Annotated in this window: 20 protein-coding genes and 1 tRNA gene; 11 read left to right on the top strand and 10 right to left on the bottom strand. The window is 68.2% G+C overall.

What is annotated here, in order from left to right; genetic code table 11:
* Nucleotides 1–203: 203 nt before the first annotated feature.
* The 3 genes from AC4D2R_RS14350 (at nt 204) to AC4D2R_RS14340 (ending at nt 4,489) form a co-directional block, all read left to right on the top strand.
* Nucleotides 204–3,227, top strand: a complete 3,024-nt coding sequence (locus tag AC4D2R_RS14350; protein WP_490940767.1) for a UPF0182 family membrane protein — start codon at nt 204–206, stop codon at nt 3,225–3,227.
* A gap of 52 nt (nt 3,228–3,279) precedes the next feature.
* Nucleotides 3,280–3,353: transfer RNA gene (locus AC4D2R_RS14345), tRNA-Met, on the top strand.
* 215 nt (nt 3,354–3,568) lie between these two features.
* Entirely contained in the window at nt 3,569–4,489 is a 921-nt protein-coding gene (locus tag AC4D2R_RS14340) for an NAD-dependent epimerase/dehydratase family protein (RefSeq protein ID WP_490940765.1), read from the top strand.
* Between the two features lie 54 nt (nt 4,490–4,543).
* On the opposite strand, the gene AC4D2R_RS14335 is transcribed toward AC4D2R_RS14340, so the two are convergent.
* The 3 genes from AC4D2R_RS14335 to AC4D2R_RS14325 form a co-directional block, all read right to left on the bottom strand.
* Nucleotides 4,544–5,935 (bottom strand): cryptochrome/photolyase family protein, encoded by a 1,392-nt coding sequence (locus AC4D2R_RS14335; RefSeq protein ID WP_490940763.1) that lies wholly within the window; start codon nt 5,933–5,935, stop codon nt 4,544–4,546.
* Nucleotides 5,936–6,178: 243 nt separating this feature from the next.
* On the bottom strand, nt 6,179–6,940 hold the full coding sequence (locus AC4D2R_RS14330; RefSeq protein WP_490940761.1) for a PspA/IM30 family protein: 762 nt from the start codon (nt 6,938–6,940) through the stop codon (nt 6,179–6,181).
* Between the two features lie 71 nt (nt 6,941–7,011).
* Nucleotides 7,012–9,105 (bottom strand): TPM domain-containing protein, encoded by a 2,094-nt coding sequence (locus tag AC4D2R_RS14325; protein WP_490940759.1) that lies wholly within the window; start codon nt 9,103–9,105, stop codon nt 7,012–7,014.
* Nucleotides 9,106–9,394: 289 nt separating this feature from the next.
* Between AC4D2R_RS14325 and AC4D2R_RS14320 the strand changes: the two genes are divergently transcribed.
* From AC4D2R_RS14320 to AC4D2R_RS14305, 4 genes are all read left to right on the top strand, one after another.
* Nucleotides 9,395–10,831: a S1C family serine protease gene (locus AC4D2R_RS14320; RefSeq protein ID WP_490940757.1), complete on the top strand. Its 1,437-nt coding sequence runs from the start codon at nt 9,395–9,397 to the stop codon at nt 10,829–10,831.
* Between the two features lie 114 nt (nt 10,832–10,945).
* Complete coding sequence (locus AC4D2R_RS14315) at nt 10,946–11,788, top strand: electron transfer flavoprotein subunit beta/FixA family protein (RefSeq protein ID WP_490940755.1); 843 nt, start codon at nt 10,946–10,948, stop codon at nt 11,786–11,788.
* 44 nt (nt 11,789–11,832) lie between these two features.
* Nucleotides 11,833–12,780, top strand: coding sequence for an electron transfer flavoprotein subunit alpha/FixB family protein (locus AC4D2R_RS14310; protein WP_490940753.1), 948 nt, complete (start codon nt 11,833–11,835; stop codon nt 12,778–12,780).
* Between the two features lies 1 nt (nt 12,781).
* Nucleotides 12,782–13,537, top strand: coding sequence for a PIG-L deacetylase family protein (locus AC4D2R_RS14305; protein WP_490940751.1), 756 nt, complete (start codon nt 12,782–12,784; stop codon nt 13,535–13,537).
* 46 nt (nt 13,538–13,583) lie between these two features.
* On the opposite strand, the gene AC4D2R_RS14300 is transcribed toward AC4D2R_RS14305, so the two are convergent.
* The 7 genes from AC4D2R_RS14300 to folP form a co-directional block, all read right to left on the bottom strand.
* Complete coding sequence (locus AC4D2R_RS14300) at nt 13,584–14,384, bottom strand: anti-sigma factor (protein ID WP_490940749.1); 801 nt, start codon at nt 14,382–14,384, stop codon at nt 13,584–13,586.
* 16 nt (nt 14,385–14,400) lie between these two features.
* The gene (gene sigK, locus AC4D2R_RS14295) at nt 14,401–15,018 is read right to left on the bottom strand and encodes an ECF RNA polymerase sigma factor SigK (protein WP_490940748.1); all 618 of its coding nucleotides are present in this window, start codon (nt 15,016–15,018) and stop codon (nt 14,401–14,403) included.
* Between the two features lie 254 nt (nt 15,019–15,272).
* Nucleotides 15,273–16,079, bottom strand: a complete 807-nt coding sequence (locus AC4D2R_RS14290) for a class I SAM-dependent methyltransferase (RefSeq protein ID WP_490940746.1) — start codon at nt 16,077–16,079, stop codon at nt 15,273–15,275.
* A 19-nt stretch (nt 16,080–16,098) separates the two neighbouring features.
* Entirely contained in the window at nt 16,099–16,566 is a 468-nt protein-coding gene (locus AC4D2R_RS14285; RefSeq protein WP_490940744.1) for a tRNA (cytidine(34)-2'-O)-methyltransferase, read from the bottom strand.
* A gap of 9 nt (nt 16,567–16,575) precedes the next feature.
* On the bottom strand, nt 16,576–17,523 hold the full coding sequence (locus AC4D2R_RS14280; RefSeq protein ID WP_490940742.1) for a J domain-containing protein: 948 nt from the start codon (nt 17,521–17,523) through the stop codon (nt 16,576–16,578).
* Between the two features lie 218 nt (nt 17,524–17,741).
* Complete coding sequence (locus AC4D2R_RS14275; RefSeq protein ID WP_490940740.1) at nt 17,742–18,482, bottom strand: pyrimidine reductase family protein; 741 nt, start codon at nt 18,480–18,482, stop codon at nt 17,742–17,744.
* Nucleotides 18,482–19,390, bottom strand: coding sequence for a dihydropteroate synthase (folP, locus tag AC4D2R_RS14270; protein ID WP_490940935.1), 909 nt, complete (start codon nt 19,388–19,390; stop codon nt 18,482–18,484). Before folP ends, AC4D2R_RS14275 begins: the two co-directional genes overlap by 1 nt.
* A 154-nt stretch (nt 19,391–19,544) precedes the next feature.
* Here folP and AC4D2R_RS14265 point away from each other — a divergent pair, with 154 nt between their 5' ends.
* The 4 genes from AC4D2R_RS14265 (at nt 19,545) to AC4D2R_RS14250 (ending at nt 23,399) form a co-directional block, all read left to right on the top strand.
* Nucleotides 19,545–20,771 carry a cysteine desulfurase family protein gene (locus AC4D2R_RS14265; RefSeq protein ID WP_490940738.1) on the top strand — a complete coding sequence of 409 codons (1,227 nt, stop codon included), beginning with the start codon at nt 19,545–19,547 and terminating at the stop codon, nt 20,769–20,771.
* Nucleotides 20,768–21,910 carry a tRNA 2-thiouridine(34) synthase MnmA gene (mnmA, locus tag AC4D2R_RS14260; protein ID WP_490940736.1) on the top strand — a complete coding sequence of 381 codons (1,143 nt, stop codon included), beginning with the start codon at nt 20,768–20,770 and terminating at the stop codon, nt 21,908–21,910. Before AC4D2R_RS14265 ends, mnmA begins: the two co-directional genes overlap by 4 nt.
* A 75-nt stretch (nt 21,911–21,985) precedes the next feature.
* A complete protein-coding gene (locus AC4D2R_RS14255; protein WP_490899663.1) occupies nt 21,986–22,378 on the top strand; it encodes a chorismate mutase in 393 nt (130 codons plus the stop codon).
* Entirely contained in the window at nt 22,368–23,399 is a 1,032-nt protein-coding gene (locus AC4D2R_RS14250; RefSeq protein ID WP_490940734.1) for a uroporphyrinogen decarboxylase/cobalamine-independent methonine synthase family protein, read from the top strand. Before AC4D2R_RS14255 ends, AC4D2R_RS14250 begins: the two co-directional genes overlap by 11 nt.
* Nucleotide 23,400 lies beyond the last annotated feature (1 nt).

Here is a 23,400-nt window from a genome sequence, read left to right as displayed (position 1 = left end):
CGGCGCTTTAGCGCAGCTAGGACACGGTTGGGAAACGATCCGGCCTCCCGGGGCGTAAATCAGGAACTGAATTGCGCCGCCCGATCGTGGACAGGGCAGAATGGAACAACGAAGACAGAGGCTGCACGCCGTTTCCGGCCCCCAGGTCGGCGACTGTTCAGTCAGCGTCGTCGTGACCCGATGCAGCCAACGATGAGGTAAATGTGACATCCGGACCAGACCGGCCCTTCGGCAGCAGGCCGAGCCCCTCAAGTTCCACCGCCGCCAACGCCCCACGACGACGCAGCCCCTTGATTCCGACGATCATCGTGGTCGCGCTGCTTGTCATCGCCTTCGTCTACTTCTCGCAGGTCTACGCGGACATCCTCTGGTACAACCAGTTGGGTTTCCTCGAGGTGTTCCTCACCGAGAACCTGTCACGGATTGCCCTGTTCGTCATCGCCTTCGTGGTCATGGCCGGTGCCGTGTACGCCAGCCTCCAGATTGCCTACCGCAGCCGGCCCATCTACGCGCCGGACAGCGTCATGCAGGACAATCTCAACCGCTACCAGGCGCAGCTTGAGCCGATCCGCAAACTGCTGATGATCGGCATCCCCGTGGTCCTCGGCGCCTTCGCCGGAACCGCTGCCGCCTCGCAGTGGCAGCAGATCCTGCTGTTCATCAACCAGGTGCCCTTTGGGCAGGCGGACCCCGAGTTCAACCTCGATTTCAGCTTCTACATGTTCACCCTGCCCTTCTTCGGTTTCCTCACGGGGTTCCTGACCAGCGTTGTGGTCATCGCTGCAATCGCCGCGGTGCTCACCCATTACCTCTACGGCGGAATCCGGCTTGAGGAAAAGGGGCTCTTCACCACGAAGGCGGCGCGCGTCCAGATCGCTGTCCTCGCCGCGCTTTTCCTCATCCTGCAGGGCATCAACTACTGGCTTGACCGCTACGGAACCCTGCAGGGCTCGGGCGGCCGCTGGACCGGCGCGCTCTACACCGATATCAACGCCGTCATCCCGACCAAGGCAATCCTCGCCGTCGCGGCGCTGATCGTGGCGGTCCTGTTCATCCTGTCGGCGGTCATCGGCCGCTGGAGGCTTCCCATCATCGGCACTGCGATGCTGATCATCACCGCGATCCTCGCCGGCGGCGTGTACCCGTGGGTGGTCCAGCGGTTCCAGGTCACCCCCTCCGAACTTACCCTCGAACGCGAATACATCCAGCGCAACATCGACCTGACCCGGGTGGCGTACGGGCTCGACAAGGTCGAAGCGGTTCCCTATAACGCCGTCACCGATCCCGAGTCCGGGGCCCTGCGGGAGGACGCCGAGACGACGGCGAACATCCGGCTGCTCGACCCGAACCTCGTTTCCGACGCCTTCAGCCAGCTCCAGCAGTTCCGGCAGTACTACCAGTTCCCGCGCACCCTCAACGTCGACCGGTACACGGTTGACGGCGAGGTCCAGGACACCGTGATCGCCGCCCGGGAACTCAAGCCCGAAGGCGTCCCGGCGGGATGGGTCAACGAGCACGTGCTCTACACGCACGGCTACGGCGTCGTCGCCGCCCGCGGTTCGGTCGTCGAGGCCGACGGAAAGCCATCCTTCACCCTCTCGGGCATCCCGTCCGCCGGCCCACTGGGCACCGACGAGACGTATGAGCCCCGGATCTACTTCGGTGAAGCATCACCCGAGTACTCGATCGTGGGCGCACCCGAGGGATCCGAGCCCCGCGAGATCGACCGGCCGCAGAGCGACGATTCCGACGAGGAATCAAAGAACACCTTCGTGGGTGAGGGCGGCCCGAGTGTCGGGAACCTCTTCAACAAGCTCGTTTACGCGATCAAGTTCCAGTCAACCGACCTGATGCTTTCGGATGCTGTCAACGGCGAATCGCAGATCCTCTACGACCGCACCCCGCGTGAACGCGTCGAGAAGCTCGCTCCGTACCTGACCATCGACGGGAACACCTACCCGGCGATCGTTGACGGACGGGTCAAGTGGATCGTTGACGGCTACACCACCAACAAGTTCTTCCCGTACTCCACCCAGCAGGAGCTGGAGTCGGCGACGATCGATTCGCAGACCGCGGAAAACCTTTCAACGCCGCTCCCTGCGGATCAGGTCAACTACATCCGCAACGCGGTCAAGGCGACCGTTGACGCGTACGACGGCTCCGTCGAACTGTATGCGTGGGACGACCAGGACCCTGTCCTGAAGGCTTGGCAGAAGGTGTTCCCCACAACGATCCAGCCGTACTCCGAGATGTCGGCGGACCTGATGGCTCACGTGCGCTACCCCGAGGACCAGTTCAAGGTGCAGCGCGAGCTGCTGGCCCGCTACCACGTGACGAACGTTGACGTGTTCTTTGCCAACAGCGATGCCTGGAGCGTCCCGGACGATCCGACCGGAGGCGACACCGACGTCAAGCAGCCGCCGTTCTACCTCTCGCTCAAGGTGCCCGGCCAGGAGGAAGCGGCGTTCTCCTTGACGACGCCGTTCATCCCGTTCGTCGAACCCGGGGGGGAAGCACGCAACGTGCTCTACGGTTTCCTCTCCGCCGAAGCGGACGCGGGAACGGAGGCCGGCGTGAAGTCCGAGGACTACGGAAAGCTGAGGCTGCTCGAACTGCCGCGCTCGACGTCGGTGCCGGGCCCGGGCCAGGCGCAGAACCGCTTCAACTCCGATCCGACCGTCTCCAACGCGCTGAACCTGCTGCGCCAGGGCGCCTCGGAAGTGAGGAACGGAAACCTGCTGAGCCTGCCCGTCGGCGGCGGCATGCTGTACGTGCAGCCGGTGTACGTCCAGTCCTCGGGTGCGTCGTCGTACCCGACGCTGCAGCGGGTCCTGGCCAGCTTCGGCGAGCGGGTCGGGTTCGCGCCCACCCTCGATGAGGCGCTTGACCAGGTGTTCGGCGGCGACTCGGGGGCAGATGCCGGAGATTCCGAAAATGCCGGTGAGACACCGACCGACCCGGAGGTCCCGGCGGAGGACCCCTCGGCCCAGCAGGCCCTCCGGGACGCCCTCGCCGACGCCCGCGATGCGCTTCAGGAAGGGCAGGCAGCCCTGGCGGAAGGTGACTTCGCGGCCTACGGCGCGGCACAGGACCGGTTGAACGCAGCGCTGCAGCGGGCGATCGACGCCGAGGGCGGCCTCGAGGGAGCCGAGGTTCCGCCGGCCGGAGCCGAGGGGGAAGCCCCGGCCGAAGCAGCTCCTTCCCAGGCGCCGGAGTCGGGCGGATAGTCCCGCTCCAATTTGCTTCAGTGCGCCGCGGCCGGTAATGTAAATACCACGCCGCGGGGTGGAGCAGTTCGGTAGCTCGCTGGGCTCATAACCCAGAGGTCACAGGTTCAAATCCTGTCCCCGCAACAGAAACAGAAGTCCCGGCCTCGAAAGAGGCCGGGACTTCTGCTTTAACCGGCAGCCGCACGCCGTTCTCGCGGGCCAGGGGCCGCCTCCCGCGGGAGGTAATGAAAGCGGCAACATCGCCCAACTCCCTTGACTGCCCTCCATAGGCACTTCCACACTCGAATCACGGAGCGCTCGTGCCCGGGTCGAGTGCCGCGGATGCCCTAGGAGGAACAATGCGTGTCCTTGTTGCCGGTGCCGGTGGTGCGATCGGACGCCCTATCGTCCGCCGTCTTGTGTCCTGGGGCCATGAGGTGTCCGGGCTCGTGAGGGGAGATGCCGGGGCTGCGCGCGTTCGGGAGGACGGGGGCACCCCCGTCATCGCCGACGTGCTGGACATCGACCATGTCGAGCAGGCGGTCGCGGGAGCCCGGCCCGAAGTGGTGGTCGACCAGCTCACGGCCCTGCCCCAGCGCTATACGCCGCAGGCTATGCGCGACTCCCTGGCCCACACCAATGATGTGCGCGTGATCGGGGGAGGGAACGTGCAGCAGGCCGCCCTGAGGGCCGGAGCGAGACGCTTCGTGGGCCAGTCCGGCTGTTACTTCTACGAGCCGGGCGAGGGGCTGGCCGAAGAATCGGAGCCCTTCGTCTCGGACGGGCCTCCACTGGTCGCCGGGAACGTTTCCGCGTTCAAGCAGATCGAAGAGCGGATTTTCGGGCTTCCGGGGGGAACCACGGGCCTGGTGCTTCGCTACGGGTTCTTCTACGGCCCGGGAACCTGGTACTCGGAAGATGGCGACATGGGCGAGCAGGCGCGTGCGGGTCAGCTGGGGGTGCTCGGCTCCGGCGACGGCGTATGGTCATTCGTCCATCTTCAGGACGCAGCGGACTTCACCGCGCATGCCGCCGTCGACTCGGATGCAACAGGCCTGGTGAACGTGACGGACAGCGACCCGCTCCCCATGCGGGAGGTGATCCCCGCCTTCGCCGCGTTCGTAGGTGCTGAGCGGCCCGCCGTGTACCCGATCACGGAGGAGACGGACACGGATGGGGTCTTCTACGCGACAGCGATGCGGGGCGCGAGCAACCGCCGTGCCCGCGAGGAATTCGGCTTCCGCCCCCGCCGGCTGGAGTGGCTCGGTGGGAACGATTAGCGGGCTGCCGCAACAACCGCAGAAGCCGCAAAGGCTGGGGAGTTCGGTGGTGGATCAGGTCCCCGAGATGGCCTTGTAGGCTGCCAGCGCGCGGGCGCGTGTCTCGGCAAGGTCGACGATCGGCGGCGGATACCCCGGTGCGGGGCCCCTCCACGGCTCGTGGAGGTTTTCGGCATCGGCGAGTTCGGGAACATACCGCAGCAGGTAAGCGCCGTCGGGATCGAACTTCCTGCTCTGCGTCACCGGGTTGAAGATGCGGAAGTAGGGGCTCGCATCGGCCCCCGAACCGGCGACCCATTGCCAGTTCGCGGCGTTGCTCCCAGCATCGGCATCGACGAGGTTGTCCCAGAACCAGCGCTCGCCGATCCGCCAGTCGATCATGAGGTTCTTGATCAGGAAGGACGCCGTCGCCATGCGTGCGCGGTTGTGCATCCAGCCGGTCTGGCGCATCTGGCGCATGCCGGCGTCGATCATGGGGTAGCCGGTGCGGCCATGCTCCCAGGCGGCGAGTTCGTCGCGGGTCTCGCTCTCCCAGGCGAAGGCGTCGAACTCCTTGCGGTAGTTCGTGGTCGCGAGTTCGGGGTTGAAGTAGAGGAGCTGCCAGCAGAACTCCCGCCAACCCAGTTCCGATCCGAAGACCCGGAGGTCATCGGCAACCTGCGGCTCAGTCCGCTCCTGCAGTGCCTTCCACACCTGGTAGGGGCTGATCTCGCCGTAGCGCAGGTGGGGTGAGAGCCGGCTGGTTCCCTCAGCGCCGGGGAGGTCCCGGTTGGCCGCATAGCCTTCCGCCCGGGATTCCATGAAGGAGTCGAGCCGCTCCAGCGCCGCTTCCTCTCCGGGCACCCAGGTGTCACGGAGCCCCTGCGCCCAGTCCGGCTTTATGGGAAGCAGGCCCCAGTAGTCGAGATCGTCCGACGACGCAGCCGGGCCGGCGAGTGAGCGGGGAGCGGCAAGCGGGGCGCGCGGGGCCGGCTCCTTGAGGCAGGCACGCCAGAAAGAGGTGAACACCTTGTAGGGTTCGCCGGACCCGTTGCGCACCTCCCATGGCTCAAACAGCAGGTTCGCCTTGTGGCTGACCGCCGCAATCCCGCGTTCGGTGCACCACGCCTTCAGTGCGGCGTCGACCTCCCGTTCGGCGAGGCCGTACCGGCGGTTCCAGACGACACCGGTGGCGCCGACGTCCTCGATGAGTTGCGGCAGCGCGTTCCCGGCGGCCCCGCGGCGCAGCACCAGCGACCCGCCTCGGTCCGCGATTGACGCCGACAGGGCGGCGAGGGAATGGTGGAGCCACCAGCGTGAGGCGCCTCCCAGGGGGCGGATTCCGTCGCTCTCTTCGTCAAGGATGTAGCAGACGACGACGTCGTCGCCGCTCGACGCCGCAGCGGCAAGCGCGGGATTGTCTTGGAGCCGGAGATCGTCGCGGAGCCACACCAGAGTTACGCCCATCCGCCCAATCTACCGGGGCGGCCGGGGTGCCACCCTTTCCAGATTCGGTTTGACGGATCCGGAAGGGAGTGCCGGTGAGGGGCGGGATGAGCGGCGGGCGGCAGCGCACGCGTTAGGCCGCGCCTGACGCAGCGCGGTTAAAGCAGCAGTGCCGCAGCGGATCCGCTGCGGCACTGCTCATCGCCTGTCCACCGGCCGGCTGGACGTCCAGCCGGAACCGGACCCGGAGCCCGGGCGGCGGGCTCAGGAAGTCGTGGTTTCCGTGCCCTGGCCGATTGCCGACGGAGCCGGCGACCCACCGGACTTCAGGGCGGCAAGCCGGGCTTCGATCTCCGTCTGCTCACCGAGATCCTCGAGGCTCTCGAACTGCGCGTCAAGGCTTGAGCTCGCGAGTTCCTGCTGTCCGCGGACCTTGGCTTCCTCCCGGCGGATCTTCTCCTCGAAACGGCCAACCTCGCTCGTGGGGTCGAGGAAGTCGATGCTCTTGACTGCGTCGTGGACCTGCTGCTGCGCCTGGGCCGTCCGCGCGCGGGCAATGAGCTGGTCCCGCTTGCTGGTGAGCTCGCCCAGCTTGCCCTTCATCTGGTTGAGGCCGGTCTTCAGCTTCTCAACGATTTCGGTCTGGGAGTCGATGGTGGGTTCGGCGCCCTTCGCCTCGTTCTCCGCGGCAATCTGCCGCTGGAGCGCCACCTTCGCCAGTTTGTCGAACTTCTCGGCATCCACTGCATCGCCGGCGGCCCGGTACTCGTCCGCCTTCTTCGATGCGGCGAGGGCCTTGTTGCCCCAGCTGCGGGCGTTCTCAACGTCCTCGTTGTAGTCGTCCTGGATCATCCGGAGGTTCCCGATGGTCTGCGCTACGGCGCTCTCCGCCTCGGCGATGCTGTTTGTGTAGTCGCGGACCATCTGGTCCAGCATCTTCTGCGGATCCTCGGCCTGGTCGAGCACGGAGTTGATGTTCGCCTTGGCGAGCTGGGCAATCCGACCAAAAATTGACTGCTTTACCATGAGGTTTCCTCTCGATCTGTGAATGTTTTCCGTTCGTTCTGATGCGGCGGTCCTGCTGCCGCGTCTCGGTGCTAGAAGTCGCCTCCACCCCCGTCGAAGCCGCCGAACCCGCCGCCGCCTCCCTCGAAGCCGCCGAACCCGCCGCCGCCGAATACGTCGCCGCCTCCGCCGTCGCCCCCGCCGCCGAAGAATCCGCCGCCACCGCTGTTGAGCAGGCCGCCGAGCAGGATGCCGCCGAGCAGCGCCCCGCCCACGCCGTCGCCGCGTCCGCCGTACCGGCCGCCGTAGCCGCCCCCGTACCCGCCGTAGCCGCCCATTGCGCGTCCTCCGAAGCCCGAGACATCCTGCTCGGCGAGCTGGGCCGCCTGGTCGGCAAGCATCACCGCCTGCTGGGCGTGGGAGAGAGCAGTGACCGGATCGGAATCCTGGATTCCCAGCGCGTAGTCGAGGTTTCGTCCGGCTTCGGCGAGGCGCGTCCGGGCCTCACTGCCGACCCCTCCGCGCCGGGCACGGATGTAGTCCTCGGTCCCTGAAATCCGCGACTGGGCGGCGACGAGGGTGTGCTGAAGGGATTCGCGGGCCCGCCGTGCCTGGTCGTTCTGGTCACGCACACCTCCGATGGCGCCGTCAAGCTGCCGGTGGGCGCCTTCGACGCGTTCGAGCAGCGCGATCGGATCGAACGGCCCCGCCTGCCGCTGCGAGCGCACCGTCTGGAGCGCGGACTCCGCCGCAGCCACGGGGCCGACAAGGTCGTCGTGGCGTCCGGTGCGGACCATGGCCGTGGCCTGCGCGAGGTCCTGGGTGGTGTCGATGACGGCCCGCTCAAGTTCAGCCTGCGCTGCCTCGAGTTCGGTGGCACGCTTGTCGATCGCATCGAGCAGCAGGTTCGCCTGGCTGACTGCCTCCTCGGCGGCGCGTACGGCGACAACGGCCGGGCCGGTTTCACCGGCGTCCATCCTGGTCCGGGCCTCGGCGGCGGCGCTTTCGACGAAGGCCAGCCGTTCCCGCGCCTGGTCGACGTTGTCCTGGACCTGCGAGGTCGCGGAGTCCGCGTACCGCCGGCGCAGGGCGTCAAGGCGCTGTTCGGCGGCGACGAACCGGGTGCCTGCCGCGTTAGCCGCACTCCGGGCGGCCTCAAGTGCCTTGGGTGCATTCCGCTCGAGCTCGCGCAGGGAGTCAAAGTCGGCCTTGTGCGCCTGGAGGGACTCATTGACCGCCTCGCAGCGTCGGATGATGTCGCCGAGCCAGGACCGCTGCTGCTCCTCGGTATCGGGGATGTGGTCGTCGAGCTGCTGCTGCAGCTTGAACGATTCGCTCATGTGCAGCTTGGCCGCGGCGATGTCGGCTGCGAAGGGCTTCACGGCGGCGTCGCCGTACGAGGCCTGGGCGAAGCCAAGCTCCTGTTCGCTGGACTTGATGGCGTCGTCCGCGGCAACCAGCAGGCTCCCGGCGCGCTTGCGCAGGTCCTCAACGCTGAGCGAGGCGAGCGGGTCGACGACCGCTCCATCGGCCGCCTGCCCCGGGCCGTAGGTGATGGCCTTGTTCTCTGCAGTCTTGGGCCTGCGGGAGCGCAGAAAGAAGTAGCCGCCTGCGCCTGCGAGGGCTACGAGCCCGACAACGAACCCGAGACCGCCCAGTCCGCCGGCGTCACCGGCCGCCCCGCCGGGTGTGTCGGCGCCGGCAAGGACCGCCTCTGTTCCCTCGACTGCCGCGATGGCTGCCTCGGCGTAGTTCTGGGCATCGAGCTGCGGGTCGATCTGCCGGGCAAAGATGTCGTTCGTGTTCCCTGCGACCTCGGTGCCGTTGCCCGCGACGAACCGGGCCTGACCGGAGTCGACCGCCACCGCCAGCAGTGCGTCGTCCGGGCCCAGGTTGCTCGCCTCGGCTGTCTGTTGAGCCCAGGCCAGCGGATCCGAGGGGTTGGCGAAGGTGTCCACGTAGACGACCTGGACGGTGTAGCCGTACTGGCCCTCGAGGTCGCTGATCGCGGCCTCGACATCGCTGACGTCCGCGGGGGTGAGGACCCCTGCCTCATCGACGACAGTCTCGCCGTCGGGGAAATCGATCGGATCGGCGGCAAATGCTGCACCGGCAGTCCACAATGGCAGCGCAATCAGGGCGCTGAGCGCCGTGGCGGCGCCCATCCGCCTGGTCATCGGTTGCATTCAATACCCTTCAGCATGTTCCCCCGGTCACGCCCGTCGGGAAGAAAGGCGATCGACGCCGGGGCTCTCTGAATTTTGATTCTATGGCCGGTGGTTGGGGCCGTCCACCGCAGGGTCTATGCCACAAGCGAAACAGCCGTTCCCGGCAGGGCAGGCGAGGGGGCCGCCAAAGGGGAATAATGGATAGTCCACCGGTGCCCCGGAGACTTCCAGCCGACGTCCAGCAAACGTCCGAGGAAGCTCCAGCCTCAGGGACGATAGTTAAGGCACCGAGATGAAAGGAAAGTAGATGGCTGACCAGTTTGGCGGACCCTTCGGTTCCGAGCGCCCGATTCCGCCGAGGCCGAGCGTGCCGCCCGCACGGGAGGCCGACACCGCGCGCTTTCCCGCCGCGGCCGGACCGCGGCCGGAGGACCAGCCCACCGCCGGTTACCCGTCACCAACCGCCACCCAGCAGTTCCCCGGCGCCGCCGGGGGTCACCACGGTACCTTCGGCCCTCAGCCGGCGCCCCACGCAACGCCTCGGAAGAAGGACCGGAAGCGCATCGGAGTTCCGACCTTCGTGGCGGGCGTGCTTGCGGCCGGCCTGATCGGCGGCGGAGTCGCGGCAGCCGCCGATGGAGTCTTCGACGGAGGAAATCCGGCGGCCGGCGTCACTGGAGAACGCGGCGGATCGGTGGTTGTTAACAACGCCGACAGCGTCACCGAGATCACCGGCGCAGCAGTGAAGGCTTCCCCCAGCGTGGTGACGATCGCCGTGAGTGGAAACGGATCCGGCGGATCGGGCTCGGGCATCATCATCGACCAAGAGGGCCACATCCTGACCAACACGCATGTCGTGACTCTGGGTGGCCAGGTTTCCGATCCCGAGGTGGAGGTGAAAACCAATGACGGTCGGGTGTTCAAGGCAGAGGTCGTAGGAACCGACCCCCTCTCGGATCTCGCCGTCATCAAGATCAATGCGCCCGACCTGACGCCCGCAACCCTGGCCAACTCGGACGAACTGAACGTGGGCGACACGGCGATCGCCATCGGCGCCCCGCTCGGCCTGAGCGGGACCGTGACCGACGGAATCATCTCAACGCTCAACCGCACGATCAGCGTTGCGTCATCGGCGGTGCCCAAAGGCCAGTCCGACACCCCCGAAGGGGATCCGGGCGACGGGTTCAACTTCCTGCCGCCTGACGGCTCGCGGAACCAGCAGCCGCAGTCGCAGGGCTCGATCTACCTCAACGTGATCCAGACCGACGCCGCGATCAACCAGGGCAACTCCGGGGGTGCCCTCGTCGACTCGCAGGGCCGCATCATCGGCGTGAACGTGGCCATCGCCTCAAGCGGATCCGGTGAGAGCGCGGGCAACATCGGCGTCGGCTTCTCGATTCCGATCAACTATGCGCACCGCGTGGCTGAGGAACTCATCGCGGACGGCAAGGCAAGCCACGGCTTCCTCGGCGTGAGCGTCCAGGGAGCCGCCGCCGGCACGTCCTCAACCTTTACCGTCGGCGCGAAGGTGGCAACGATCGAGCCGGATTCGCCGGCAGCCGCGGCGAAAATCCAGGAGGGCGACGTCATCACAAAGGTGGGCGAATTCCCCATCGGCGATCCGCAGGCGCTCACGGCGGCCGTGCGGATGCAGGAGGTCGGCAAGAGCGTCCCGGTCGAGGTGCAGCGCGACGGCGAGACCCTCACCATTCCGGTCACCCTCGCCGAGGCGCCCGCAGCCTGAGCACCGCGGCCGGCGGCCGGGACCGCCCGGCCGCCGGCGCACCGGCGTGCCCGGGCGCCAGTATGGTTAGCTATGTTGCGGGTTGAATTGCCGCATCCGATCAGAAAGGGACCCATGGACGAGGCCCAGGCCGCTGGAGTTGACGCTGCGGGACTGAACATCGCCGTCCTGGTCAAACATGTGCCCGACGCACAGTTCGACCGGCACATCGGCGGCGAGCACAACACCACCCAGCGCTCCGAAAGCATCCTCTCGGAACTCGACGAGTATGCACTCGAGGCTGCGCTGCAGCTCGTTGAGAAGGATCAGGGCGGAGCCGGCAACCACCGGATCACGGCCGTCACAATGGGCCCGGCAGCGGCGGTGGCCGCTGTCAAGAAAGCCCTGCAGATCGGCGCCCAGGAGGGCGTGCACCTCGCCGACGAAGCCCTCGCAGGCTCCGACGCAGCGGCGACGTCACTGGCCCTTGCCGCCCTGCTGCGCCACCTCGGCGGCTTCGACCTGGTGATCACCGGGATGGCCTCCACCGACGGCGAGACGTCCCTGGTCCCGGCGCAGCTTGCCGAGCGCCTTGAGCTTCCGCAGGTCACCTTTGCCTCAGCCCTCGAGGTAGCCCGGGACGACTCCGGCTGGAGGCTCACCGCCCGCCGGGACGGCGATACCTACTCGGAGACCCTGGAATCGTCCCTTCCCGCACTCGTTTCGGTGACCGATCAAATCAATGAGCCCCGTTACCCGAACTTCAAGGGCATCATGGCGGCGAAGAAAAAGCCGATCCGCACCCTGGCCCTCGCCGACGTGGGGCTGACTCCGGACGATGTGGGCCTCGCCGGTTCGTGGACCGCCGTCCAGTCCGCCAGCCCGCGGCCACCGCGCACGCAGGGCATTGTGATCACGGACGAGGGCGACGCGGGCCTGCGGCTCGTTGACTTCCTCGCAGGGCAGAAGCTTCTCTAGGCCGGCTGCAGCCGACCCCAACATTTCCTTCAGGAGGCCGCACGATGGCTACGGTACTTGTATTCCTCGACGACCGCGGGGCGGTGCTCTCCAAGAGCGAGCGCGAACTGCTTTCGCTCGCCGCCTCCCTTGGGGAGCCCGCGGTGGCGATGCCCACCACGGCGGACCAGCCCTACCTTGACGGCGTCGGTTCCTACGGCGTCGCCCTCGCCTACGTGCCCGAGGACCCTGTGCTCGCGGACACCCTCGTGGCGGGCAAGGCCGCGTTCCTGGCCGAGGCAGCGCGGCAGTCAGGCGCCGGCGTGGTTTTGCTCGGCAATTCCTATGAGGCAAAGGAGATTGCGGCACGGGTGGGTATCCGGCTCAATTCCGGGGTCATCACCGATGTCGTCGACGTCGCCCCGGATCTCACAGCGACGAAGTCGGTGTTTGCCGGGTCCTACACGGTGCAGGCGAAGGTCACCACCGGGGTTCCCATCCTGACGGTGAAACCCAACACCTTTGAGGCGGTCGAAGCCGGACTGCCCTCGTCCCCGAAGCTGGTCTCCGTCGCGGTGCAGCCGCCGGCGGCCGCAGCACGCATCACCGGGCGCGTCGAGAAGCCCGCCACCGGACGGCCCGACCTCGCCGAAGCCAGGGTTGTGGTTGCGGGCGGCCGTGGCGTGAACGGCGACTTCGGGCCCCTTGAGGAACTCGCCGACGTCCTCGGCGGAGCGGTTGGGGCATCGCGGGCCGCGACCGACGCCGGATGGATCGAACATTCAGCGCAGATCGGGCAGACCGGCAAGACGGTTTCGCCCCAGCTTTACATCTCCGCCGGCATTTCCGGCGCCGTTCAGCAGAAGGCGGGAATGCAGACCGCGAAGGTTATCGTCGCCGTCAACAAGGACGCCGATTCGCCGGTCTTCGAGATCGCCGACTTCGGGATCGTTGGAGACCTGTTCACGGTCCTGCCCCAGGCAACCGAGGAAATCCGGAAACGGAAGGGCTGACGTGGCCGTGTACAACCCGGCCTCCGGCGCCGTCCGGCGGGTCCTGTGCTTTGGTGCCCACCCGGACGATCTCGACTTCGGCGCCGCGGGAACCATCGCCGCCTGGACCGCGGCAGGGGTGGACGTGCGCTACTGCATCCTCACCGACGGCGACGCCGGCGGGTTCGCCGAAAAGGACCGCCCCGAGATCCTTGAGACACGGCGCGCCGAGCAGCGTGCTGCCGCAGGCCTGGTCGGCGTGACCTCGGTGACGTTCCTGGGGGAGCGGGACGGCTATCTGCAGCCCAGCGAGCCCGTGGTGAGGGCGATCGTCGCCCTCATCCGCGAAGTCCAGCCGGACGTCGTCCTGTCAATGCACCCGGAACGGAACTGGGACCGGATCCAGAAAAGCCACCCCGACCACCTCGCGTGCGGGGAGGCCGTAACCCGGGCCGTGTATCCGGCTGCGGAGAACCCTTTTGCGTTCCCCGACCTGGCGGCGGCGGGCCTGCAGGCATTCCGGGTGCCGTGGCTTTGGTTCTATGGCGGCCCGGACGCCCTGGAGAACACCTTCGTCGACATCACCGACCATGTTGAGCAGAAGCTTGCGGCAATCCGGGTCCATGCCAGCCAGCACCCGGACCCGGAGCGGATGGACGCAGCGGTGCGCCAGATCCTCCAAAGCTACGGGGCACGGGGCGGGCTGCCCGCCGGACGCAGCGCAGAGGTGTTCCACGCAGTGGCGGTCAATACCGAGCAGACGATCGCCGGGTTCTAGCCACCGGGTTCAGCCGTTCCGGATCCGCCGGCCCCTCCCGGGCCGCTCAGGTCTGGAAGGGGATCTCCGCAACGGCGGGCAGGGTCGGTGCAGCGGAGCCGCCGGCCGGCTCAACCGTAATCGCCAGGGCGCGGTCGGTGACGATTCCCTCGACCTCGGTGATCTTCGTTCCCGAGACATCCTCGGCGGTCATCGTTCCAACCGAGACGGGCGCGGAACCGTCGGCGGGCAGGCGCCACATCTGGTAGACCGATCCCTCGGGGGGCGCCGGTACTCCCTTCAGCGTCACCACTGCCGCGTTCTCCTCCCGCGACACCGCCAGCCCGGCAGTGCCGCCTGCGGGGATGATGAACTCATCCTGGCGCACGTCGGAGGCTGAAAGCACCTCGTCCTGCACGGAGGGCTGGTCAAGGTTCTGGGCCACCGTCACGCCGCCAACGGCTACGACGGCGGCCGCGGCGGCCGCGAGGAGCCAGCGGGCTCCGGGCAGCCGGCGGCGTCGCCGCTGGGCGAGTTCGTCGACGGGCGGCGCCGGTGTGGCGCCGGTTCCCACAGGGGGCTCTTGGCCTGTGCCTTGGGGCCCGGGAAGCTGGTCAAGGATCCGGTCGAGCAGGCCCGCAGGGGGCTCTTCCTCCTGGAGCGCATAGGCCTGGGTGATCGCCTCGCGGCCGGACCGCACGCTTTCCTCGAACGAACGCCGGAGCGCGGGATCGGAATCCGCGAGGAACGCTTCAATCGACCGGCGTTCCTCATCGGTGACGGCGTCGAGGGCGTACAGTTCCGCCCACTCGAGCACGTTGCCCCGCTCAAGATCCTTGTGGAGATCATCGGCGAATTGTTTGTTCATATCCTTGTCCTGCACCTTAGCTCACTCCCAGGCATGCCTTGAGCCGGAGTAATCCGTCGCGGATCCTCGACTTGATGGTGGGCACGGCAACGCCGAGCTTCTCTGCGACTTCCCGGTATGTGAGCCCGCCGTAATAGGCGAGCTTCACCGATTCCCGCTGGGTTTCGGTGAGGGATTCAAGACACCTGACCACGGTCTCGGCTTCGAGCCGCTGGGTCACTGTGTCGACCACGTCATCGTGGTCGGGGGTCTGCATTGCCGCGCCGTACCGGGCCTCGCGGTCCGTGGAGCTCTGCTCGGAGCGGACCTTGTCCACGGCCCGGCGGTGGGCGAGGGTCATAAGCCAGGCCATGGGGCTGCCGACGGCGGGATCGAACCGGCCGGCGCTGTTCCACACCTGAAGGTAGACCTCCTGGGTAGCGTCTTCACTGAGGTCGGGGTCGATGAGCACGCGCCGAGCCAGGCCATAGACCCGCCGGGAGGTCTGCTCATAGAAGGCAGCGAACGCGCCGGTGTCCTGCTGCGCGATGCGTTGGAGGAGTTCCGTCAGGGTGGGCTCGGCGGTGGACGCCTCGTCGAGTCCCCTCGCTGCGCGCCCCCCGGGGCCGGTCCGGCTTACTCGTGGCGTGTCCATAGAGTCCAAGCATAAAGCGCGATTGCCGGGAGCCGGTACAAAACGGCTGTATGCGCATGGCGCACTGCGCACACGATGCACTAGTTGACTCACTCCATCACCCACCCTGCTCAAAGTGCTCCGGAATTCCGATTCAGATACGCCGTCCGCGCTTCTGCGGTGGGATCGCTTCCCCGCCGAATTGCAGCGGGCGTTGCTGACATAAGGCATTCGGAGTGCCGGGGGTGGCGGATGGGGCCGGCCCCTGCCGATCCTTACTCCGCGGTGCGGGCGACGGCCACGAGGGAATCGGCCTGGAGCACGAAGTTCTCCCCGAGGCTCTCCAGGAGGCGGATGCGCACCCGCTCCAGGGCCTGCGGTTCCTGGGGAAGCACAGTGCGGTAGCCGCTGCCCAGGGCAAGGGACCACGCCATGGCCGGCTCAAGCGGTACGGACAGCGGGACCCGCTGCACCATCGTGTCGCTGAAGCCGTGCCCGGTGAGCCATGCGCCAAGCTTTTCCTCGGACGCCAGCCGCTGCCAGTTCGCCGCGAACGCCGGGAGTTCATGGCGGGACGGGTCCTCCTGCTCGGCCGCGCATGCCTCAAGGAGATGTTCCTCGAACTCGCTGACGGTTCCCTCGTCCCAGGTGCTCATGGCGAACCGGCCTCCCGGCCGGAGCAGCGACGCGATGCGCGACGTCGTCGCTGCCATGTCGGCAACGAGGAAGAGCCCGTAGCAGCACAGGACGGCGTCGTAGGGGACGTCGGTGCGCCAGTCGGAGGGGTCGGCGACAGTGAACCGAACGTTGTGAAGGTTCATTGCCTCGGCCTTCCCCCGCGCGAGTTCAAGCATCGCCGATGACGGGTCGACGGCGTCGATGAACCCGTCCGGTCCCGCCAGCTGCGACGCGGGGATGGTGCCCGCGCCGGTCCCTGCCCAGGCGTCAAGAATCCGCTCGCCGAGCAGCACGTCGGCCGCCGCCACAACGGCGTTGCCGATGGGATTCCACAGGGCGGGGGCGAGCTGCTCGAAATCCTCGGCGCCCTGGTCAGGTGCGGCCGATGCATGGCGGGGGGTCATTTTCTGGCTCCTAGATCGGTCAGCGGACGGCGCCGGCGAAGTCGTGCTGGCGCCAGGCCTCATAGAGGGCGATTGATGCGGTGTTGGCCAGGTTGAGCGAACGCCGCGAGGCGAGCATCGGCACGCGCACCCTCGCGGTGACGTGGGGGTCGTGCTTGACCTCTTCGGCCAGGCCCACCGACTCCGGGCCGAACAGGAGCACATCGGAGGCCCGGTACTGGATGTCGGTGTAGGAGACCTCGCCCTCGGAGGTGAAGGCGAAAACGCGCTCCGGCTGCAGCGCGGCCCACGCGCTCTCCAGGTCGCGGTGCACGTGAAGCACGGTGAGGTCGTGGTAGTCCAGGCCCGCCCGGCGCAGTTTCGAATCTTCGAGGCTGAAGCCAAGAGGCTCTACGAGGTGCAGTTCCGCACCGGCGACGGCGGCAAGGCGGATTGCGTTGCCGGTATTGCCCGGAATTTCGGGGGAATGGAAGAGGATACGGAACACCGGTCCATCCTAGCCCGCGGCCGCACCGATCAGCCGTCCCAGGACGGGAAGCTGCACCACGTAGGGCTGTGGCCCGGAAGCGAGGAACGCCCTGAGCGACCGGACCGCTGTTCCGGCGTTGACCACCTGCACCATGGAGGTCGCAGAGCGGTCGAACCCGGGCGGAACGTCGATCACCGGGTCGAAGGGATTGTCCGGTGCTCCGTGGATCACGATCCAGCCGCTGACATTGCATTCAGGGAACAGTTCCTGCACCGCGCCGACCATCCCCTGGATCCGCAGTCCGGGCACCTGGCGCCCTTGGTGGCGAAGGGTGCGGCCATCCCAGTTGAAGTTGCCGGGCGAGGCGGTGAACGAGTCGATCACAGCCATCCGGTACCCGGCGAGCAGAGCGTGCCCGGCGGCGGCGCCGGAGCTCTTGCCGAATTCAAGGCCGTTCACCAGCCGTGCCGCAGGGAACGAGGGGAGGAGGGCGGCCTCGATCAGCCCGGCCGTCCGCGCTTCACCGTCAAGCCGGGAGCGGGTGCCTGCTCCGAGCCTCGCGAACAGTCCGGGCTGGCGCGGCGATCCGTGGGATTGCTTGCCGGCCAGGAGCAACGGAACCACGGGCGGCCGACCCGGTGAAAAGGGCGGAACGTATTCGGGCGGGCGCTGGTAGGCGTCGTTGCTTCCCGCCGGGGCGGGCCCTGCTGGGCTTCCCGCACCCGGTGCGCCGCCGTCGGCGCCGAACCGCCTCGGGGTCTCCTGGCCGGTTCCCTTGTCGTAGCGTTGGCGCCTGACCGGGTCATTGAGCGTCTCGTAGGCGACGGCGACCGAATGGAACAGTTCGGCGTTTCCGCCGAGGTCGGGATGGGCCCTGCGCGCCGCACGGCGGTAGGCGTCCTTCACCTGTTTGGCGGTGGCTCCGGGGGCAAGGCCCAAAATGTCGTAGTAGGACCGCTCCGACGGTTCAGGCATCTCACGCCTTCCTTTGTGCTGGTTCCTGCGCCGGGGCTTGCCTGCGGGGGAACGGGCACCGCGGGCTGGCTCAATGAACGGGTTGTCTCTGCTGTCTCACTTAACGGTTCACCCAGCGGTTCATTCCGGCCGGAGTGCTCCTGCCTGACCTTAAGCCGCCGAAGGGCGCTGCGCCAAACACCCGAGAGGCCACCCGGAACCCGAACGTGCGGGCCTCCTCACCCCGCCCGCACATACCGCGCAAAAAGGGCCGAGTCCTCGTGCAGCAGCGACGCGAGCGTAAGGGCCTGGGCCGGTCCCGTCCTTCCTCCCATTGAGATCCGCGGGTCCTCACCGCCGACCAGCAGCGGGCTGACCGAAAGGCAGAGCTCGTCCACCGCCTGCGCGGCCGTGAAGGAACCAAGGACCGACGGGCCCCCCTCACACAGAACCCGCATGAGGCTGCGCTCACCCAGGGCGCTGACAAGCCGTGCAACCTCGAGCGTCTCGGTGCCGCAGTCCACCACCTCCGCCACGGCCTCCAGGGCCCGCCGCCGCAGCGGGTCGGCCGCCTCGCAGGTCAGGATCAGCGGTCGGACGGGCGGTGCCGCAAAGAACCTTCCCACGGGGTCAAGGTCGAGGGAGCCGGAGATCACGGCGACCGAGGGGTGCGGGGCGAGGCCTCGATGCCCGCGGCGGGCGCGGGCGTCGTCGCCGACGAGGTTTCCCGCGTACCCCTCGGACCTCACGGTTCCCGCTCCGACCAGGATGACGTCGGCGAGTTCGCGCAGGAGCGCGAAGATGCGGCGGTCACCGGCATTCCCCAGGCCCGCGGTAAGCCCGCCGGCGGTTGCGGCACCATCGGCGGCGGCAATGAAGTTGAACCGGATCACAGGCCCGGGCGCGTCGGGGTAGGCGTAAAGCCGCTGGAGGTCCGCCTCGGTGAGGGGGCCGGGACTGTGCGGAACGAAGGCCTCCATCAGTGCGCCGCCGGCCCGTTGTGTTCGCCCATGTTGTGGCGGAGGTACGCCGGCTGCCTCCAGCCGAGGACGGCCTCGGTGAGCTGGATGGCCGAGCGTGCTGCCGCAACGTTGTGCATGCGGACCACCCGTGCGCCGCCGAGGATGCAGATGACCGCCGCGGCAAGGGAGCCCTCAACCCGTGATTGCTTTGGAAGGTCGAGGGTCTCCCCGATGAAGTCCTTGTTGGATACGGCCGCAAGTGTGGGATAGCCGAGTCCTGCGATCTCGGAAAAGCGGCGGGTGATCTCCAGGGAATGGAGGGTGTTCTTGTTGAGGTCGTGTCCCGGGTCGATCAGGATGCGGTCCTCGGCAACCCCGAGCGTTACCGCCTGGTCCACCTTCCGCAGCAGGAAGTCGACGACGTCGGCGATGACGTCCTCATAGTGCGGCCGCGGATACGCCGTGCGCGGCTGGGCGAGACTGTGGGTGATGACCAGGTGCGCCCCGTGTTCGGCCACCACCGCGGCGAGATCGGGATCCCGCAGCCCGGTCGTGTCGTTGACCACGTTCGCCCCCGCCTCAAGGGCTGCGGCTGCGACCGACGGGTGGAACGTGTCGGCGGAGATGACCACGTCCGAGACGGCCCTGACCGCCGCGATCACCGGAACGATGCGCGCGGCCTCCTCGGCGGCCGGAACGGGAGTGCCGGGGGCGAACGGAACGCCCCCGATGTCGATCCAGTCCGCTCCGTCCTCGACGGCCCTGAGGGAGGCACTGACCGCCGCGGAAAGCCCGAAGGTCTCACCCCCGTCGTAGAACGAGTCGGGGGTGCGGTTGATGATCGCCATGAGCGCGACCCGCCGGCTGAAGTCGAACGCCTTCGACCCGAACACCTGTACCGGGTGTCGAAAGCGCGGCAGGAACATCGCGGGCGGGGGAGGAGCCACGGCTTGACTGTCCACCCGCTATTTCTACCAGAGCCGGCCCGGTGCGGGGCTGGAAAACGCCCTGCGGCGCCGGACGGGCAAGACGGGCGGCCCGCGAATCGGCGCATCGGCGGCGCGCCGGTAGAATCGAGGGATGCCCGTGTATTTGGACCACGCGGCGACCACGCCAATATCGGCGCCAGCGCTCGCCGCACTCACCTCCGAACTCAGCCGCAGCGGAAACCCCTCCTCGCTGCACGGCTCCGGCCGGCGTGCCCGGCGCAGCGTCGAAGACTCGCGCGAAACACTCGCCCGGGCGGCCGGCGCCCACCCCTCCGAGGTGATTTTCACCTCTGGTGGCACCGAAGCGGACAACCTCGCGGTCAAGGGCCTGTACTGGGCGCGCCGGAGCGAGGACGCCCGGCGGGTGCGCATTCTCGCCTCGCCGGTCGAACACCATGCCGTGCTCGACGCCGTCGAATGGCTCGAGCGCCACGAAGGGGCCCGCGTCACCTGGCTGCCGGTCGACGCCCAGGGCGTCCTCTCTGTCGACGCCCTGCGCGCGGAACTGGCCGCGGACCCCGGCTCGGTGTCGCTTGTGACGGTCATGTGGGCCAACAACGAGGTGGGTACGGTCCAGAGAATCGCGGAAATCACCAGGGCCGCGGCCGACTTCCAGGTGCCGGTCCATTCCGACGCCGTCCAAGCCTTCGGGTCGCTTCCCATCTCCTTCGCCGAGTCGGGCCTGGCCACAATGGCTGTGAGTGGCCACAAGATCGGCGGGCCGGTGGGCATCGGCGCGCTGTTCGTTGGCCGCGCGGTGAAACTCACGCCGATTCAGCACGGCGGCGGGCAGGAGCGCGACATCCGCTCCGGAACCCTCGACGCCCCGGGAGCCGCTGCGTTCGCCGCCGCCGCCGAGGACGCGGTGCGGCACCTGCCCGAGGAAGCCGAGCGCATCGGCGCACTGCGCGACCTCCTCATTGACGGCGTCCGCACGGCGGTTCCCGGCGCCGTGCTGCGCGGGGTCCCCCCGGAGGCGGGGGAGGGGCTTCGGCTCGCCGGCAACGCCCACTTCACCTTTCCCGGGTGCGAGGGCGATTCCCTGTTGTTCCTGCTGGACCTCGCGGGCGTTGAGTCCTCGACGGGCTCGGCCTGCACAGCCGGTGTGCCGCGACCCTCCCACGTGCTCCTGGCCATGGGCCTGACCGAAGACGAAGCGCGGGGCGCCCAACGCTTCACCCTGGGGCACACATCAACGCGCGAGGACGTCCAGGCGCTCCTGGCCGCCCTTCCCGAAGCTTACGAACGCGCCCGCAAGGCAGGAATGGCGGGCCATGCATCATCCATCCAGACAGCAGGAACAGGTTTTTCATCATGAAGGTACTTGCAGCAATGAGCGGCGGCGTTGACTCGGCCGTTGCCGCGGCCCGTGCGGTCGACGCCGGCCACGACGTCGTCGGCGTCCACCTCGCACTTTCGCGCATGCCGGGCACCCTCCGCACCGGCAGCCGCGGCTGCTGCACCATCGAGGACTCCCGGGATGCCTGGCGGGCCTGCGACATCCTCGGGATTCCCTACTACGTGTGGGACTTCTCGGAACGCTTCAAGGAAGACGTCGTCGACGACTTCATCGCCGAGTACGCGGCGGGGCGCACGCCGAACCCCTGCATGCGGTGCAACGAGCGGATCAAGTTCGCCGCCCTGCTTGAGAAGGCGATAGCGCTCGGCTTCGACGCCGTGTGCACCGGCCACTACGCCAAGGTCATCGAGGACGCCGACGGCAACCCGGAGCTTCACCGTGCCGCTGACTGGGCGAAGGACCAGTCCTACGTGCTCGGCGTGCTCACCCACCAGCAGCTTAAGCATTCGATGTTCCCGCTGGCCGAGACTCCGTCGAAGGCCGAGGTGCGCGCCGAAGCCGAGCGCCGCGGGCTGTCCGTTGCCAACAAGCCCGACAGCCACGACATCTGCTTCATCCCCGACGGCGACACACGCGGCTGGCTTGAGGAGCGCATCGACCTCAGCGAGGGCGACATCCTCGACGTCGACGGCACCAAGATCGGCAGCCACCCGGGGGCGAACGCCTTCACCGTGGGTCAGCGCAAGGGCCTGAAGCTGGGCCGGCCGGCCGCCGACGGCAAGCCGCGCTTTGTCCTCGAGATCCGGCCCAAGGACAACACCGTCGTCGTCGGACCCGAGCAGATGCTCGCGATCGACGAAATGCGCGGCATCAAGGTCTCGTGGGCGGGCCTGCCGATCGGCGAGGTCGAAGCCGGCGAGGCATTCGAGTGCATGGCGCAGGTCCGCGCGCACGGCGACCCCGTCGCGGCCCGGGCCTGGGTCGAATCCGGCCAGGACGGCCGCCAGGAGCTTGTCGTGCGGCTGATCGAGCCGATGCGCGGCGTGGCGCCCGGCCAGACGGTTGTCCTCTACCAGGGCACCCGCGTGCTGGGTCAGGCGACGATCGACTCGGCGCGGTCGGCCCTGCGGCCCGAACTGGCAGCAGCGGGAAGCTGACGTGGAGGCTGCCGGGCCCGCAGCCCGGCGCCGACACGGTTCTTCGCTGGGAAATCCATCTGCTTAACTGAGGTTATGACCAAACAGCCCCGCGCCTTCAATCCCGAGGCAAGCTCGCTGGCGGGCGAGATCGAGCCGCATGTGATGACCGAACTGCTCGCCGTGCGCAGCAGCATCGACAACATTGATGCCGCGCTTGTCTATCTTCTTGCCGAGCGCTTCAAGGCCACTCAACGGGTGGGGCATCTCAAGGCCGAGCATCGGCTTCCCGCGGGGGATCCGGACCGGGAGGCGGCTCAGATCGCCCGGCTTCGCGCCCTCGCGGCCGAAGCGAACCTCGATCCGGCCTTCGCCGAGAAGTTCCTCAACTTCATCATCTCGGAGGTCATCCGGCACCACCAGGCCATCTCCGATACCCGCAACGCCCAGCCCGGCACGCGCAGCGAGGGCGGTCCAAGTGGCGCTTGACGCCGATGCGGCGCAGGTCACGGCAACTGCGTTGGGCGAGTGGCCGGGCACCGACCCGCTTGAGGCACACCGCAGTGTGCGCGGCGAACTCGGCGACCCGCACCTCCCGTTCCTTGCCTCGCTGCCGCACCGCGGCCCGGGAAGCGACCCTGTCGGGCGCACGCTCGGGGTCCTGGTCGAGCTTCCCTTCGACCTTCAGCCGCACGGGTGGCGGCTGACAGGCCGCCCGGGGAAGGATCAGCGAAGGGCCGAGTCCGCGCTGTCCTCCGACCTGAACGCCCTTGGCGATATCGCCGGCGCCGAGGAGTTTCCCGCCCGCCGGTTGAAGCTCCACCTCCGCGGCCCGCTGTCGGTCGCGGCGAATGTCCATCTTCACAATGGGGAGCGGGCCCTCCTCGACGCCGGGGCGCGGCGGGAGATCTACGCCTCGCTTGCGGCAGGAGCGGCAGCGCTGACAGCGCGCGCGGCGGCCGTCTCCCGCGGTGCGGCACTCGAGGTCCAGCTTGACGAGCCCGAAGCCAGGGAAGTGCTGGCCGGACGGATCCCCACAGCCAGCGGCTACCGCACGCTCCGCGCCCTTCCCCGCCAGGAAGCGACCGACGCGTGGACCCTCGTCGCCGACGCCGTGGCGGGGGCCGGGGCGTCACGCCTCAGCCTGTCACTGCCGGGGGGCGACGACGTGCTCGAAGCGGCGATCGCCAGCCCGGCCCAGGTGCTGGGGCTGCCCTTCACCACGGTGTCGGACCGGCAGTGGGAGGTGCTCGCGGCCGCCGTGGAGTCGGGCAGGGCGCTCCGCGCGGGCATCCTCGAGCCGGGGTCGGGCCTTCCCCAGGTCAGTGCCCTGGTCCGGAGGGTCCTTGACCCCTGGCAGCGGGTCGGGCTCTCGGTGGCTGCGCTCGCTGGCGTCAGTTTGGCTCCGGTTGAAGGTCTTGCGGCGCTGGCCCCCGGTGAGGCGCGGAAGGTCCTTGGGCGGCTGGTCCAGACTGCCGACGCACTCACCCAGGTGCTGACCGAGAACTAAG

This window comes from Arthrobacter sp. TJ-217, from assembly GCF_058269255.1.
The sequence above is the reverse complement of the archived record's forward strand: the minus strand, read 5'-3'. Positions and strand labels throughout refer to the sequence as shown.